General features: G+C 60.8%; 12 protein-coding genes. 5 read left to right on the top strand and 7 right to left on the bottom strand.

Annotated features, from left to right (window positions below):
* Positions 1 to 3: 3 nt before the first annotated feature.
* From AB4N85_RS24625 to amaB, 4 genes are all read right to left on the bottom strand, one after another.
* Complete coding sequence (locus AB4N85_RS24625) at positions 4 to 918, bottom strand: ABC transporter permease subunit (protein ID WP_041480712.1); 915 nt, start codon at positions 916 to 918, stop codon at positions 4 to 6.
* A 241-nt stretch (positions 919 to 1,159) separates the two neighbouring features.
* On the bottom strand, positions 1,160 to 2,293 hold the full coding sequence (locus AB4N85_RS24620) for an ABC transporter substrate-binding protein (protein ID WP_041480713.1): 1,134 nt from the start codon (positions 2,291 to 2,293) through the stop codon (positions 1,160 to 1,162).
* Positions 2,294 to 2,661: 368 nt separating this feature from the next.
* Positions 2,662 to 3,945 carry an L-pipecolate oxidase gene (gene amaA / locus AB4N85_RS24615; protein ID WP_460066236.1) on the bottom strand — a complete coding sequence of 428 codons (1,284 nt, stop codon included), beginning with the start codon at positions 3,943 to 3,945 and terminating at the stop codon, positions 2,662 to 2,664.
* A 197-nt stretch (positions 3,946 to 4,142) separates the two neighbouring features.
* On the bottom strand, positions 4,143 to 5,633 hold the full coding sequence (gene amaB / locus AB4N85_RS24610) for an L-piperidine-6-carboxylate dehydrogenase (protein ID WP_306274159.1): 1,491 nt from the start codon (positions 5,631 to 5,633) through the stop codon (positions 4,143 to 4,145).
* Between the two features lie 164 nt (positions 5,634 to 5,797).
* On the opposite strand from amaB, the gene AB4N85_RS24605 reads away from it, so the two are divergent.
* The 3 genes from AB4N85_RS24605 (at position 5,798) to nadE (ending at position 8,967) form a co-directional block, all read left to right on the top strand.
* Entirely contained in the window at positions 5,798 to 6,697 is a 900-nt protein-coding gene (locus tag AB4N85_RS24605; protein WP_041480716.1) for a LysR family transcriptional regulator, read from the top strand.
* Positions 6,698 to 6,911: 214 nt separating this feature from the next.
* Positions 6,912 to 8,135, top strand: a complete 1,224-nt coding sequence (gene pncB / locus AB4N85_RS24600; RefSeq protein WP_076565435.1) for a nicotinate phosphoribosyltransferase — start codon at positions 6,912 to 6,914, stop codon at positions 8,133 to 8,135.
* A 4-nt stretch (positions 8,136 to 8,139) separates the two neighbouring features.
* Positions 8,140 to 8,967 (top strand): ammonia-dependent NAD(+) synthetase, encoded by an 828-nt coding sequence (nadE, locus tag AB4N85_RS24595; RefSeq protein WP_252868713.1) that lies wholly within the window; start codon positions 8,140 to 8,142, stop codon positions 8,965 to 8,967.
* A gap of 124 nt (positions 8,968 to 9,091) precedes the next feature.
* On the opposite strand, the gene azu is transcribed toward nadE, so the two are convergent.
* Positions 9,092 to 9,535, bottom strand: coding sequence for an azurin (gene azu / locus AB4N85_RS24590; protein WP_095180948.1), 444 nt, complete (start codon positions 9,533 to 9,535; stop codon positions 9,092 to 9,094).
* Positions 9,536 to 9,877: 342 nt separating this feature from the next.
* On the opposite strand from azu, the gene AB4N85_RS24585 reads away from it, so the two are divergent.
* Positions 9,878 to 10,465, top strand: coding sequence for an LOG family protein (locus AB4N85_RS24585; protein WP_024011379.1), 588 nt, complete (start codon positions 9,878 to 9,880; stop codon positions 10,463 to 10,465).
* Positions 10,466 to 10,533: 68 nt separating this feature from the next.
* Positions 10,534 to 10,722 (top strand): hypothetical protein, encoded by a 189-nt coding sequence (locus AB4N85_RS24580; RefSeq protein ID WP_016771927.1) that lies wholly within the window; start codon positions 10,534 to 10,536, stop codon positions 10,720 to 10,722.
* A 209-nt stretch (positions 10,723 to 10,931) separates the two neighbouring features.
* Here AB4N85_RS24580 and AB4N85_RS24575 read toward each other — a convergent pair whose 3' ends face one another.
* Positions 10,932 to 11,822 carry a transglutaminase family protein gene (locus tag AB4N85_RS24575; RefSeq protein ID WP_110602754.1) on the bottom strand — a complete coding sequence of 297 codons (891 nt, stop codon included), beginning with the start codon at positions 11,820 to 11,822 and terminating at the stop codon, positions 10,932 to 10,934.
* Complete coding sequence (locus AB4N85_RS24570; protein ID WP_150741657.1) at positions 11,822 to 14,308, bottom strand: circularly permuted type 2 ATP-grasp protein; 2,487 nt, start codon at positions 14,306 to 14,308, stop codon at positions 11,822 to 11,824. The genes AB4N85_RS24575 and AB4N85_RS24570 overlap by 1 nt, the downstream gene beginning before the upstream one ends.
* Between the last annotated feature and the right edge of the window lie 23 nt (positions 14,309 to 14,331).

The raw sequence follows: 14,331 nt of genomic DNA, 5'->3' as shown, positions 1-14,331 counted from the left end.
CGCTTACACCTTCGACACAAGAGGACGGCCCAACAGGCCCTGCGGCCGGAAGACCAGTACGAGGACGAGCAGCGAGAAACTGAACACGTCTTTGTAGTCGGAGTTGACCAGACCGGAGAACAGCGACTCGGAGATGCCGAGGATGATCCCGCCGAGCATCGCGCCGGGTAGTGAACCGATGCCGCCCAGAACCGCTGCGGTGAACGCCTTGATGCCGATGATGAAGCCGGCATAGAAGTCGAACGTGCCGTAGTTCATGGTGATCAGCACACCGGCCAGTGCCGCCATGGCTGCACCGATGATGAACACGTACGAAATCACCCGGTCGGTGTTGATCCCCAGGATCGAGGCCATCTTGCGGTCTTGCTGGGTCGCACGGCACATGCGGCCGAGCTTGGTGTATTTGATGATGTAGGTCAGCAGCCCCATGCCGACAAACGCGGCGATCAGGATGAAGACTTTGGTGTAGGTCAGTTGCACGAAGCCGGTGCCGACTTCAACACGCCAGGCACCGGTCAGCAGCGTAGGCACGCCCTGTTGTTTGGCGCCCTGGGCGATCTGTGCGTAGTTCTGCAGAATCAGCGAAATACCGATAGCGCTGATCAACGGCGCCAGGCGGGTCGAGTTACGCAGGGGTTTGTAGGCAACACGCTCGATGACCCAGCCATATACCGCCGTGACGACGATGGTGAAGATCAGCGTACCGAGCATCAGCAGCGGGAAGGATTCGATACCGAAGTAAGCCAGCAGAGCCAGACTGATTGCCGCCAGGTAAGCGGAAATCATGTAAACCTCGCCGTGGGCGAAGTTGATCATGCCGATGATGCCGTAGACCATTGTGTAGCCGATGGCGATCAGGCCATAGACCGACCCGAGGGTCAGGCCATTGACCAGTTGCTGCAGGAAAATACCATCCATAACGCAATCTCACGCAGTGAGAACCTGCGCGCCCATGACGCGCGGTTCTTCTAGGAAAAATACAGATGTACGTCGGAGCAATGTCGGAGCGTGATCAGCCCGATCGCCACTGAATCCTGTGGGAGCTGGCTTGCCAGCGATAGCGGTGGATCAGCCAACTTGTGTGTCGATTGACCTGACGCCATCGCGGGCAAGCCCGCTCCCACAGGGTTTCAAGTGAGCCGAGTGATCGCTTCAGCCCTTACTTCTGCTTTTCCAGCTGGTGGTATTTGCCGTCCTTGTCCCACTGGTAAACCACGTAGTCGGAGACTTTCAGGTCGCCTTTGGCGTCCCAGGTCTTCTCGCCCATCACGGTTTTCACCGGGTTGGCCTTCAGCCACTTGGCAGCGGCTTCGCCGTCGTTTTTCTTCGCGCCATTGAACGCTGCCGCCAGGGTCTGAACCGAGGCGTAAGCGTACAGGGTGTAGCCTTCAGGCTCGGTGCCGGCCTTGCGGAACGCGTCTACTACGGTCTTGCTTTCCGGCAACAGGCGCGGGTCGGCGCCGAAAGTCATCAGCACGCCATCGGTGAATTGCGGGCCGCCAGCGGTGGTCACCAGTTCGTCGGTCACGATGCCGTCGTCGGACATGAACTTGACGTCTTTCAGACCTTGTTCACGCAGCTGACGAACCAGCGGACCGGCTTCCGGGTGCAGGCCGCCGAAATAGACGACATCGGCGCCGGCGCCACGGATCTTGGTGACGATGGTGCTGAAGTCTTTCTCGCCACGGGTCAGGCCTTCGTACAGCACAGGCTTGACGCCGCGTTTTTCCAGCTGAGCCTTGGTGGCGTCAGCCAGGCCTTGGCCGTAGGTGTCCTTGTCGTGCAGCACAACGACTTTCTTGCCCTTGAGCATGTCGACGATGTAGTCGCCGGCAACGATGCCTTGCTGGTCGTCACGTCCGCACATACGGAACATGGCGCTGAGGCCGCGTTCGGTCACTTGCGGGTTGGTCGAGCCCGGAGTGATCGCGATGATCCCGGCTTCGTCGTAGATTTCCGACGCTGGAATGGTCGAAGAGGAGCAGAAGTGACCGACCACGCCGGCGACTTTCTGGTTGGTGAGGTCCTTGGCGACCGTCACTGCCTGCTTCGGTTCGCAGGCGTCGTCGCCTTTGACCAGGACGATTTTTTCCCCGTTGACGCCACCCGCCGCGTTGACCGCATCGGCCGCCGCCTGTGCACCCTTCATGTACTGCTCGCCGAATGCCGCGTTGGCACCGGTCATAGGACCCGCTACACCGATCTTGATATCAGCTTGAGCAAACGCAGAAACACCCAGCGCAGTAGCGACTGCGAGGGCCAGAAAGCCTTTCTTGTAAAACGTCTGGGACATGAGGTGGTGCTCCAAGGTTTTTTTTAGTTGGCACTGCGACTTCACTTCACTCAAAGCTCAGAGCAAGGCCCGTGCCATCGGTTTTTTATTCTTCAAAAAGTCGCTGCATTGTTGTTATTTCGACTGTTTCGGTCCCATTTTCATTGGGCGTGCAACCGTCTAAACCGCGGAAGGTGAAACCATTTGTTTTTTCAGGCGCAACCCGCACGCGCCATCATTGCAACCGCAGCGACAAACGACGTGCAACCAGCCTGTAACAGCCCGCGTCACCGAACTGCACACTGCTGGTGCGGGACTGCTACAACCCGCACCATTACAGGCTAGTCGCTGGATGCAAAAGCGCCGCTTGCGGCAACAAATTTCAACACTCAAATAACGATGCGCAGGCACTGGCCCGCGTGATACAGGGAAAACCCGGCCTCGTACAGGCAACTGCGCAAGCCCACACCGGCCAGGGGCTGCATGGGTGCGAAGGGAATCGGCAGTGCCTGCGGATCGCCGTTGCACAGGTAATCGGCGAAAGCTTTGCCGACCACCGTGCCGGTGGTCACGCCGCGACCGTTATAACCGGTGACGGCCACCAGTCCCGGCGCCGGTTCGAACAGGCGCATCAGGTGATCAGGGGTAAACGCGATGCGCCCGGTCCAGGTGCATTGCCACTCGACCGGCTTCAGATTGGGGAAATAATGCCGCTGCACCCGATCGGCCCAGGCCTTGAGAAACCAAGTCGGTTTCTGATTGCCATTGCCGAGGCTGCCGAGCAACAGGCGCCCGTCCTTGTCACGGCGGATGCTGCTCAATACCTGACGGGTGTCCCACGAGCCCTGCCCGCCCGGGAGAATTTCTTGCGCAGCGTCTTCGGTAAGTGGCACCGAGGCGACCTGGTAGTAATAACCGGGAAAGAAATTGCGCTTGAGTTCGGTCCAGTCGCCTTCGGTATAGGCATTGGAGGCGATGACCACTTGTTCAGCGAGTACCGAACCCTGGGCGGTTTGCACCGACCAGTTCTGCCCGATGCGCTCGAGGCGAGTCACCGGCGAATGATCGAACATCTGCCCGCCGAGCCCGCGCACGGCATTGGCCAGCCCGGTGACATAGGCCATCGGATTGAGCGTGCCGGCGCGGCGGTCAAGCAACGCGGCGGCGATTTTCTGCGTGCCGGTGGCTTGCTCGCAGGCCTTGCCGGTGAGCAGTTCGACCGGCGCGCCACGACGTTTCCATTGCTGCTCGCGACTGCGCAGATCCGCCTCGCCCTTGGCGTTATGCGCCATGTGCAAAGTGCCTTCGCGGCGCAATTGGCAATCGATAGCGTATTTATCCACAAGGCTGAACACCAGCGCCGGCGCCGCACCGAGCATGCGGTTGAGCTGACTGCCGACCGCCTCGCCGAACCCCGCTTCGATCTCGTCCGGAGGAATCCACATGCCGGCGTTGACCAGCCCGACATTGCGCCCGGAGCCACCGTGCCCTGCGCGATGCGCTTCCAGCACGCAGACGCTTTTGCCTTTTTCCAACAGATGCAGCGCCGCTGACAACCCGGTGAACCCGGCGCCGATCACACAGACATCGACCTTGACCTCGCCCTTGAGCGCGGTGTTATCCGGGCGTTGTGGCGTGAGCGTTTCCCACAGACATTCTTCGCGTAACGGCATTGCCAGACTCCAACAGAAACCCAACAAACACACAAACCTGAGTGAGCCCCCTGTGGCGAGGGGATTTAGCGAAACGTCGCACCGCCCCGCTGGGTCGCGGAGCGGCCCCAAAATTTCAAAAGCGACGACTGCTTCGCAGCCGAACGGGGATAAATCCCCTCGCCACAGTGCTCACTCCTACAGAGGATCTCCACCTGTCAGTCGAATGTAATGCCCTGCGCCAACGGCAATTCCAGCGAGTAGTTGACGGTATTGGTCTGCCGCCGCATGTACGCGCGCCAGGCATCGGAGCCGGACTCACGGCCGCCGCCGGTTTCTTTCTCGCCACCAAAGGCGCCGCCGATTTCCGCGCCGCTCGGGCCGATGTTGACGTTGGCGATGCCGCAGTCACTGCCGACCGCCGACATGAACCGCTCGGCCTCACGCACATCGGTGGTGAAAATGCACGATGACAGGCCTTGCGGCACGGCATTGTTCAGGCGCAGCGCTTCCTCGAAATCGCTGTAGCCGACCACGTAGAGAATCGGCGCGAAGGTTTCGCTGCAGACCACATCGCTCTGCTCGGGCATTTCCACGATGGCCGGCGACACGTAATAAGCATTGGGGAATTGCTCTTCCAGTTGGCGCTTGCCACCGAACACCCGGCCGCCTTCGCTCAGCGCCTGTTCCAGCGCATCCTGCATGTTTTCGAAGCTGTGCTTGTCGATCAGCGGGCCGACCAGATTGCCTTGCAGCGGATGGCCGATGCGTACTTTCGAATAGGCAGCCTTGAGGCGGGTGACGATTTCTTCCTTGACCGACTCATGGGCAATCAGACGGCGCAAAGTCGTGCAGCGTTGCCCAGCGGTGCCGACGGCGCTGAACAGAATCGCGCGCACTGCCATGTCCAGATCGGCGCTCGGGCCGAGGATCATCGCGTTGTTGCCACCCAGTTCAAGAATGCTGCGGGCGAAACGCGCGGCGACTTTCGGCGCCACTTCGCGGCCCATGCGCGTGCTGCCGGTGGCGCTGATCAGCGCAACACGCGGATCATCGACCAGCGCTTCGCCGGCATCGCGACCGCCGATCACCACCTGGCACAGGCTCGCCGGGGCATCGCTGAAATTCTTCACTACGCGATCAAACAGCGCCTGACAGGCCAGCGCGGTCAGCGGGGTTTTCTCTGATGGCTTCCACACCACCGGGTTGCCGCAGACCAGCGCCAGGGTGGTGTTCCACGCCCACACTGCGACCGGGAAGTTGAACGCGCTGATGACGCCGACCACGCCGAGCGGATGCCAGGTTTCACGCATATGGTGGCCCGGGCGCTCGGAGGCGATGGTCAGACCGTACAACTGGCGCGACAGGCCGACGGCGAAGTCGCAGATGTCGATCATCTCCTGCACTTCACCCAGACCTTCCTGAGTGATCTTGCCAGCCTCCCACGACACCAGCTCGCCGAGGTCGGCCTTGTACTCGCGCAACACTTCGCCGAACTGGCGCACCAGTTCGCCGCGACGCGGCGCCGGCACCTTGCGCCAGTGCTCGAATGCATGATCTGCGCGACTGATGTGTTGCTCGACTTCGGCAGCGCCCTCCCAGTTCACCGAGGCAATTTCACCGCCATCGATGGGCGAATGCACCGGCACCTTGCCGTTCTGGTACAGGGCCGGGTTGACTCCCAGACGATCAAGCAATGCGGCTACCATCGGTCTCTCCTCAAGCAAAAACAGAATGTGTGCGGCCATCCTTTGCATGGCCGGGCAGGCCTTTAGTTGTAGCCTCACTGCGGCGATGCAACAAACGACCTTTACGCCAGATATCATTCCGTTTATTCATGCTGCCTAGCGAAAGACAAGAAAAAGGACTGGCCATGCTGAACAGACGCCACTTGCCCTCGATCACCGCGCTGCAATGCTTCGAGGCCGTGACCCGGCACCTGAGTTTTACCCGCGCCGCCGAAGAGCTGAACCTGACCCAGAGTGCGGTGAGCAAACAGGTCGCACAGCTTGAAGAACTGTTGCAGCACTTGCTGTTCCGCCGCGTGCGTCGGCGCTTGCAGATGACGCCGGCCGGGGATTTGTATCTGGTCGAGGTCAGAAAAATCCTCAGCCAAGTGGAGATGTCGACGCATTACCTGCGTTCCTACGGCGGCGAGACCGAAGTCCTGCGAGTCTCTACCCCTTCCACCTTCGGCGCCCGTTGGCTGGTGCCGCGCCTGAAAGGCTGGCGCCTGCGCCATCCGTCGATTCATCTGGATCTGTGCAACGAGCAGGAAGCCGATGATCTGTTGCAGGGGCGCAGCGATCTGGCCTTCTATTTCGGCCAGGCTTCGCGACCGGGTACCGAATGCCTGAAATTGTTCGGCGAACAACTGGTGCCGGTCTGCGCCCCGGGCAGCCTGCCGGACACGCCATTCACTGACCCGACGCAACTCACCGACCTGGTACTGCTGCAAAATGCCTCGCGACCGCAGGCCTGGCACGACTGGTTCGACAGTCAGGGCTACCACACCGAACACAGCTACCACGGGCCGCGTTTCGAAACCTTTTATATGTGCATCCGCGCCGCCCAGGTCGGATGTGGCGTGGCGCTGCTGCCACGGTTTCTGGTGGAAGAGGAATTGGCCGAAGGCAAACTGGTCATACCCTGGCAGCATGCGATGCCCAGCAGCGATGCCTATTACCTGGCCTACCCGGAGCACGCGGCGGAAGTGCCGAAGGTGCGGGATTTTGTGAAATGGATGCTTGAACAAATCGATAGCCCGGTGTGAGGTCAACCGGGATCCCTGTGGGAGCGAGCCTGCTCGCGAAAGCGTCGGGTCAGCCACATCATCTTTAACTGACACACCGCATTCGCGAGCAGGCTCGCTCCCAAAGTGGATCTGCGGCGCTCTGAAAAAATGCTGGCAATCCCCACCGCCGATATGCGCCACTAGCGCCATCGATATAGACCGCGCCAGGCGCGGCGCAACTGGAGACCCGTTTATGAGCGAGAGTGTGTTTGCCGATCGCATCGTGCAGAACCTGCTCGACACCGACTTCTACAAGCTGACGATGATGCAGGCGGTGCTGCACAACTACCCCAACGTCGAAGTCGAATGGGAGTTCCGCTGCCGCAACGCCGAGGATCTGCGCCCGTATCTGGCCGAGATCCGCCACCAGATCGAGCGACTGGCCGAGCTGAGCCTGAGTGCCGATCAGTTGAGTTTTCTCGAGCGCATCACCTTCCTGAAACCGGACTTCCTGCGTTTCCTCGGTCTGTTCCGCTTTAACCTGCGTTACCTGCACACCGGCATCGAGAACGGAGAGTTGTTCATCCGTCTGCGCGGGCCATGGCTGCATGTGATCCTCTACGAAGTGCCGCTGCTGGCGATCGTCAGCGAAGTGCGCAATCGCTATCGCTACCGGGAGACTTCGCTGGAGCAGGCACGCGAACAGCTGTATCGCAAGTTCGACTGGCTGACCGCCAATGCTTCGGCCGATGAGCTGTCGCAATTGCAGGTCGCCGATTTCGGCACGCGTCGGCGCTTTTCCTTTGGCGTGCAGGCCGAAGTGGTCAACGTGCTCAAGCATGATTTCCCCGGGCGTTTCGTCGGTACCAGCAATGTGCACCTGTCCCGCGAGCTGGACATGAAACCGCTGGGCACCATGGCTCACGAGTGGATCATGGCCCATCAGCAACTCGGCCCGCGCCTGATCGACAGCCAGATCGCCGCGCTCGATTGCTGGGTTCGCGAATACCGTGGCCTGCTCGGTATCGCCCTCACCGACTGCATTACCACCGATGCGTTTCTTGGCGATTTCGATCTGTTCTTCGCCAAGCTCTTCGACGGTCTGCGCCACGATTCCGGGGACCCGGTGGCGTGGGGTGAAAAGTGCATCGCGCACTATCACAAGCTCGGCATCGACCCGATGAGCAAGACCCTGGTGTTTTCCGACAGTCTGACCCTGCCCAAATCGCTGGAGATTTTCCGCGCGCTGCACGGTCGCATCAATGTGAGCTTCGGCATCGGTACCAACCTCACTTGTGATATCCCGGGTGTCGAACCGATGAGCATCGTGCTTAAAATGACCGCCTGCAACGGCCAGCCGGTGGCGAAGATCTCCGACGAGCCTGGCAAGACCCACTGCAAAGATCCGAATTTCGTCGCCTATTTGCGACATGTGTTCAAGGTTCCTGCCGAATCCAGTCTATCTAGCAAGGAGTGAATTCATGCAAGCCGTACAGCGTGAGATTGCTGAGCAGCTCAAGGTGCAACCACCGTTCGCCGACGATCAGGCCCTGCAGGCGGAAATCGCCCGGCGCCTGACGTTCATCCAGGAATGTCTGGTCAATTCCGGGCTCAAGACCCTGGTGCTGGGCATCAGCGGCGGCGTCGACTCACTGACCGCCGGCCTCCTGGCCCAGCGCGCGGTACGTGAACTGCGCGAAAAAACCGGCGACGACCGCTACAAATTCATCGCCGTGCGCCTGCCGTATGAAACCCAGTTCGACGAGCACGACGCCAAGGCTTCGCTCGACTGCATCGCCCCTGACGAAATCCACACCGTGAACATCGGCCCGGCGGTCAAGGCGCTGGCGGCTCAGGTGTCGGCGTTCGAAGGCAAACCGGCGGCGTCGGTGGACTTCGTGCTGGGTAATACCAAGGCGCGGATGCGCATGGTGGCGCAGTACACGATTGCCGGAGTGGCGGGCGGTCTGGTGATTGGCACCGACCATGCGGCAGAAGCGGTGATGGGCTTCTTCACCAAATTCGGCGACGGCGCCTGCGACCTCGCCCCGCTCAGCGGCCTGGTGAAAAATCAGGTGCGTGCGATTGCCCGCAGCTTTGGTGCGCCGGAATCGCTGGTCGAGAAAGTGCCGACGGCTGACCTCGAAGACTTGTCGCCGGGCAAGCCGGACGAAGCGGCGCACGGCGTGACCTATGCCGAGATCGATGCGTTTCTGCACGGTGAAGCGGTGCGGGACGAGGCGGCGAAGATCATTGTCGACACGTACAACAAGACTCATCACAAGCGGGTCATGCCGTTTGCGCCTTGATTTTTCAAAGGCATGAAAAAGCCCGCTGAGGAGTGATCCTAAGCGGGCTTTTTCTTTGGCCATCAGTCTTTCGGTGAAGCAGATGGCCTCTTCGCGAGCAGGCTCGCTCCCACATTGGCCCTGATTACTTGACGACGATAGTGCCTTTCATCATCGAGATGTGCCCAGGGAACGAGCAGAAGAAGCCGTAGTCACCGTCAGCTACCTTGGCCACATCGAAGGTCACCGAATCGGTTTCCTTGGCGCCGATGATCTTGGTGTGCGCGATGATGCGGGCGTCGCCATCCTTCAGGTAGTTCTTGTCGATACCGGCTGCCAGGCCGTCGGTAGCGATTGGCTGCATGTCAGCTTTTTTGCTGATCACCAGGTTATGGCCCATGACGTTCTTCGGCAGGCTGCCGGAGTGGGTCAGTTCGACGGTGAAGGTCTTGCAGCTCTTGTCGATCACGATTTCCTTGGTGTTGAAGGTCATCTGATCGGTGGAATCAACGGTGGTTTTGCACTCGGCAGCCATCAATTGGCTGCTGGCCAGCGCCAGCAGGGATACCGCAACAACTTTGGAAAACATGGTGAATCTCCAAGGCAGGGTTAACAAAAACACTAGTGGTGGAAAGACTGCCTGAAATCATCGCAAGTTCATATGACTTGAGTCAAAAATTGTATACAACTTTCAGGCTATGACACTCATCGACACAATCTAACGGCCATTTCGTACGGCCAGCCCTATGATCGGCCCACCTACTGAAACGGAGTGCAAGTCATGTTCTTTAACGGTCTGTTGTGCAGCTTGCTCGCCGCCTACGCCTGTGGCGCCAGCGGTACTTTTGAATCACCTGAACGCGAAGTCTAGTCCTTGGAGCGCAGCGTGCCAGCCGTTACCCTGTGCGCCTGATCGACTCAGGAGTAACGCATGTCGCTGAAATCCGTTTGTGTGTTTTGCGGTGCCAACGCCGGTACCGTGCCGGCTTACACCGAAGCTGCCGTGGCCCTTGGCCGGGCATTGGCCGAGCGAAATCTGACGCTGGTCTACGGCGGCGGCGCGGTCGGCTTGATGGGCATTGTGGCTGATGCCGCGCTGGCCGCTGGCGGCGAAGTGATCGGCATCATTCCGCAAAGCCTGATGGACAAAGAGATCGGCCACAAGAGCCTGACGCGCCTGGAAGTGGTCGACGGCATGCATGCGCGCAAGGCGCGGATGGCCGAACTCAGCGATGCATTCATTGCCCTGCCCGGCGGCCTCGGCACGCTGGAGGAGCTGTTCGAAGTCTGGACCTGGGGCCAGCTCGGCTACCACGGCAAGCCTTTGGGGCTGCTGGAAGTGAACGGTTTCTACAGCAAACTCACGGCTTTTCTCGATCATATCGTCGGCGAAGGCTTCGTTCGCGCGCCACACCGTGACATGCTGCAAGTGAGCGAATCGCCAGATTCCCTGCTCGACGCCCTCGATCAGTGGCAGCCGACCGTCACACCCAAGTGGGTCGACCAAAAACCCGGTTAACCCCCGGACACCGATACAGGGCAGAATACGCGCCGCTCAACCTCACCTTCGACCCCAGAGGATCGCCCATGGCCAAACCCAATTACTCCTTCGCCAAACGTCAACGAGACCTGGCAAAGGAACAGAAGAAAGAGGAAAAGCTTCAGCGCAAGAAGCAAACCGCTGAAGAAGCGGCACTGAACCCTGACGGTGAAGTGGCGACCGATGATGATGTTGATGCATCCGATGCACCGAAAGATCAGACGCCCGACGCCTGAGCCCCACCGGGTTTGATGATCGAATCAGACCCTGCGGATTTGTGACGGGGCTGGCAGTTCTGCTGCCGGCCCTCACAGCCCTGCTTTCCCTGAAACACCAAAATCCCCTGTGGGAGCGAGCCTGCTCGCGAATGCGATATATCTGTTACAAATCTATTGGCTGACCTGACGCTTTCGCGAGCAGGCTCGCTCCCACATTTGAAGACTCATCAATTCTGAGGCATCACCGTAACTCGCACTTCCGGGTCGTGATTACCGCCACCGAGAATCACTCCGCGCAACGGCGACACATCGGAGAAATCCCTTCCCCACGCCAACGTGATGTGTTCCAGCGCCGGCCGCACATTGTTGGTCGGATCGAAATCCACCCAGCCCGATACCGGACAGAACACCGATACCCACGCATGCGAGGCGTCGGCGCCGATCAGGCGTGGCTGTCCCGGCGGCGGCTGGGTCAGCAGGTAGCCGCTGACATAACGCGCCGCCAGACCGCGCGAGCGCACACAGGCCAGCATCAGATGAGCGAAGTCCTGACACACGCCGCGTCGACGCTCCAGCACTTCCACCAGCGGTGTCGCCACCTGGGTGGCTTCGGCATCGAAGGTGAATTCGCTGAAGATCTTCTGCATCAGCGCCTGCACGCCGAGCAGCAACGGTCGCCCTGGCGGAAAACAGCTTTGCGAGAACTCGACGAAGCTGCGCTTCAAATGCACATAAGGTGACTGGAACCGGTAGCGACAGGCTTCGAGCAAGTCGGCGGACAACGGCTGACTGCTGTAGGTCAGCGCATCGCGGGTCTGCTCCCACGCTGGCGACTGGTTGAAATCCAGCGCCGGCCGCGCCAGCACTTCGACCGTCAGCCGGGCGTTGACCTGCAATTGGTCATGGGGCCGCTCAAAGGCCAACCGCGTCAGCGGATTGCCGAAAACATCCAGCTCATCCCGGCGCATGGTCGGTTCGGGGCTGATCAGCAACTGCTGCTCGGTGCAGCGCTGCCAGCTGCATTCGCGCGGCCACAGGTGCGCCAGTTGCTGCGCGAGGGAGACCGGGCTGTCGTAGTGATAACAGGTGTCGTGAAAGATCTGGTACTGAGCGCTCATCACACGGACACCGTTCGCTGGCTGACATCATCGACATGGGCGAAATGGCGCAGGGCCAGACGATCCGATACCTGGCCGCTGGCTTCGGCGATTTCCTGCAACAGATCGGCCAGACCATCCAGCGCGGCACGTACGCTGGATTTGCCGAACAGCGGGTTCTCCAGACAACCGAGATCAAACCGCGAGAGGCGTTCGACCAGCTGCGGCAGCGCGGTTTCGCGAGGTGCGCCGAAGTCGTCGTTCAAGCGTTTCAGCGTGCGGGTGACCAGTTTCAGCTGAAACAGCACCGCGTGGGGGTTCTGCTCATCCAGCAACAGCAGATCGAGCACCGGAATCAGTTGCGCCACTGCCAGATAGCGCGAGCGGTAGGTGATGCTGCTGTTACCCAACTCCAGCAACCACTCAAGCCCCGCCTGATCGAACGCACCCGCACCGCGCAGAAACGCGGCGAGGCTGCTGCTGAGAAATTGCAGGCGTTCGATGCGCCGGCCAATCATCAGAAAGCGCCAGCCTTCGTCACGGGTCATGTCATCCAGCGCAAACCCCGACAGCGCTGCCAGCGACATCACCAGACGGTTGAGGAAATCCAGCAGTTCGCCGAAGTCCGGTTCATCGACTTCCAGCTCCAGCGCCTCGCGCTGCAACTCGACCAGCGCCTGCCAGTTTTCCCGGGACAGCTTGCCGCGCACTTGCGACGCAGCCCACTGCAAGCGCTGCAAGTTGGAACGCAGGCTGAACGACCAGTCCTCGCCCAGCAGCGCAGCGAGCAGGCGCTCCGGCAGTTCGCCTTCATCGGGCAACAGCGCCAGCCGCTCGCCGAGATCGACCGCCGCCTGCAACGCCTGCGGATCATCGCCATCGACGTAACGCGTGAGCATGATGCGCAGCAGCCGCGCGCTGTCGTCGCAGCGTTCGCAGTAGCGGCCGAACCAGAACAGATTCTCCACTACCCGCGATGGCAGGTAAGGATCGCGCCGCACCAGATCGTGCACGCCGACATTGCGCTGCGCCTTCCACTGCTCGCCACTCGGCGCACGGTCGCTGAGCACCCAGGTGTCCTTGCTCGCCCCGCCGCGCTGCATCGACACCACTTCGGCATCAGCCTCGGCCGCCACTCGGGTCAGACCGCCCGGCAACACGCGGTAGCCGTCGTGGCTGGCCACCGCATACATGCGCATGCCGATCGCGCGGGGTTGCAGATGACCGTCTTCGGCTTGCCACACCGGCGCCTGCGACAGTTGCGCAAGCTCTTGCGCGACGTAGGCATAAGGCCGTGCCTGCATACGCTGCGCCAGCTCGAGGCGCTGGCTTTCACTCAAATCACGGCCGAAAACAGGCGCGAAGCTCTGCGACGGGAACGCCGGTTTGATCAACAGCTCCGGAAGTTTTTCCAGCGCCTGCGCCAGCACCGGCGCTTCACCGCACCACCAGGTGGCGATCGACGGCAGGATCAGTTCCTCGCCGAACAGGAACTGATTGATCTTCGGCAAAAAACCCAGCAGGCCCGGCGATTCCAGCACGCCGCTGCCGAGCGCATTGGCCACCAGCACCCGCCCCTGCCGCACCGCCTCAAGCAGACCGGGGACGCCAAGCGCCGAGTCGGTACGCAGTTCCAGCGGGTCGCAGAAATCATCGTCGAGGCGACGCATGATCGCGTGCACCCGGCGCAGGCCACTGAGGGTTTTCAGGTAAACGGTGGCATTGCGCACCGTCAGATCGCCGCCCTCGACCAGCGGATAGCCGAGCTGGCGCGCCAGGTACAGATGTTCGAAATAACTTTCATTGAACCGCCCCGGTGTCAGCAGCACCACCAGCGGTGCGTCATCGCCCTCCGGTGCCTGACGGGCCAAAGTTTCCTGCAAGGTGCGGAAGAAACCGGCCAGATGCTGGACCTTAAGATCCCGGTACAAATCGGGAAAGGCGCGGGAGACGATGGTGCGGTTTTCCAGCGCATAGCCGGCCCCGGATGGCGCCTGGGTGCGATCGGCAGTGACCCACCAGCGACCATCCGGTGTGCGCGCCAGATCCACGGCATACAAATGCAAAAAGGCTGATTCGGGCGGGGCAATGCCCTGACAGGGCCAGAGAAAATTGTTGTGTCCGAATACCAGCTCGGCGGGCAGCAGGCCTTCGCTGATCAACCGCTGCGGACCGTACAGATCCGCCAGCACTGCATTGAGCAAGCGCGCACGCTGAGCGATGCCGGCGGACAATTGCTGCCATTCATCTGCCGCGATCACATGGGGCAGCAGATCCAGCTCCCACGGCCGGTCAGCGCCCTTGGGATCGGCATAGACGTTGTAGGTGACGCCGTTTTCCTGAATCTGCCGCGCCAGCAAGGCTTGGCGCTGCACCAGTTGCGCCGGACTGCTGCGCTGCAACTGATCGAACAGGCGCTGCCAATGCGAGCGCACCGCGCCGCTGCCGTCGAGCAGTTCGTGATAGGTGCCCGCGGTCAGCGGGTAGCGGTCTAGCAGGTCAGGCATGGAAAGCTCGGCAGACAGCAGGG

The organism is Pseudomonas sp. H1_G08 (assembly GCF_054681355.1).
Note: the sequence above shows the minus strand (reverse complement) of the source record. Positions and strands in the feature narration are given on the sequence as shown.

What these genes read in the sequence shown, in the direction of transcription:
- AB4N85_RS24625 (WP_041480712.1), bottom strand. Translation starts at nt 918, where the DNA reads ATGGATGGTATTTTCCTGCAGCAACTGGTCAATGGCCTGACCCTCGGG.
- AB4N85_RS24620 (WP_041480713.1), bottom strand. Translation starts at nt 2,293, where the DNA reads ATGTCCCAGACGTTTTACAAGAAAGGCTTTCTGGCCCTCGCAGTCGCT.
- amaA (WP_460066236.1), bottom strand. Translation starts at nt 3,945, where the DNA reads ATGCCGTTACGCGAAGAATGTCTGTGGGAAACGCTCACGCCACAACGC.
- amaB (WP_306274159.1), bottom strand. Translation starts at nt 5,633, where the DNA reads ATGGTAGCCGCATTGCTTGATCGTCTGGGAGTCAACCCGGCCCTGTAC.
- AB4N85_RS24605 (WP_041480716.1), top strand. Translation starts at nt 5,798, where the DNA reads ATGCTGAACAGACGCCACTTGCCCTCGATCACCGCGCTGCAATGCTTC.
- pncB (WP_076565435.1), top strand. Translation starts at nt 6,912, where the DNA reads ATGAGCGAGAGTGTGTTTGCCGATCGCATCGTGCAGAACCTGCTCGAC.
- nadE (WP_252868713.1), top strand. Translation starts at nt 8,140, where the DNA reads ATGCAAGCCGTACAGCGTGAGATTGCTGAGCAGCTCAAGGTGCAACCA.
- azu (WP_095180948.1), bottom strand. Translation starts at nt 9,535, where the DNA reads ATGTTTTCCAAAGTTGTTGCGGTATCCCTGCTGGCGCTGGCCAGCAGC.
- AB4N85_RS24585 (WP_024011379.1), top strand. Translation starts at nt 9,878, where the DNA reads ATGTCGCTGAAATCCGTTTGTGTGTTTTGCGGTGCCAACGCCGGTACC.
- AB4N85_RS24580 (WP_016771927.1), top strand. Translation starts at nt 10,534, where the DNA reads ATGGCCAAACCCAATTACTCCTTCGCCAAACGTCAACGAGACCTGGCA.
- AB4N85_RS24575 (WP_110602754.1), bottom strand. Translation starts at nt 11,822, where the DNA reads ATGAGCGCTCAGTACCAGATCTTTCACGACACCTGTTATCACTACGAC.
- AB4N85_RS24570 (WP_150741657.1), bottom strand. Translation starts at nt 14,308, where the DNA reads ATGCCTGACCTGCTAGACCGCTACCCGCTGACCGCGGGCACCTATCAC.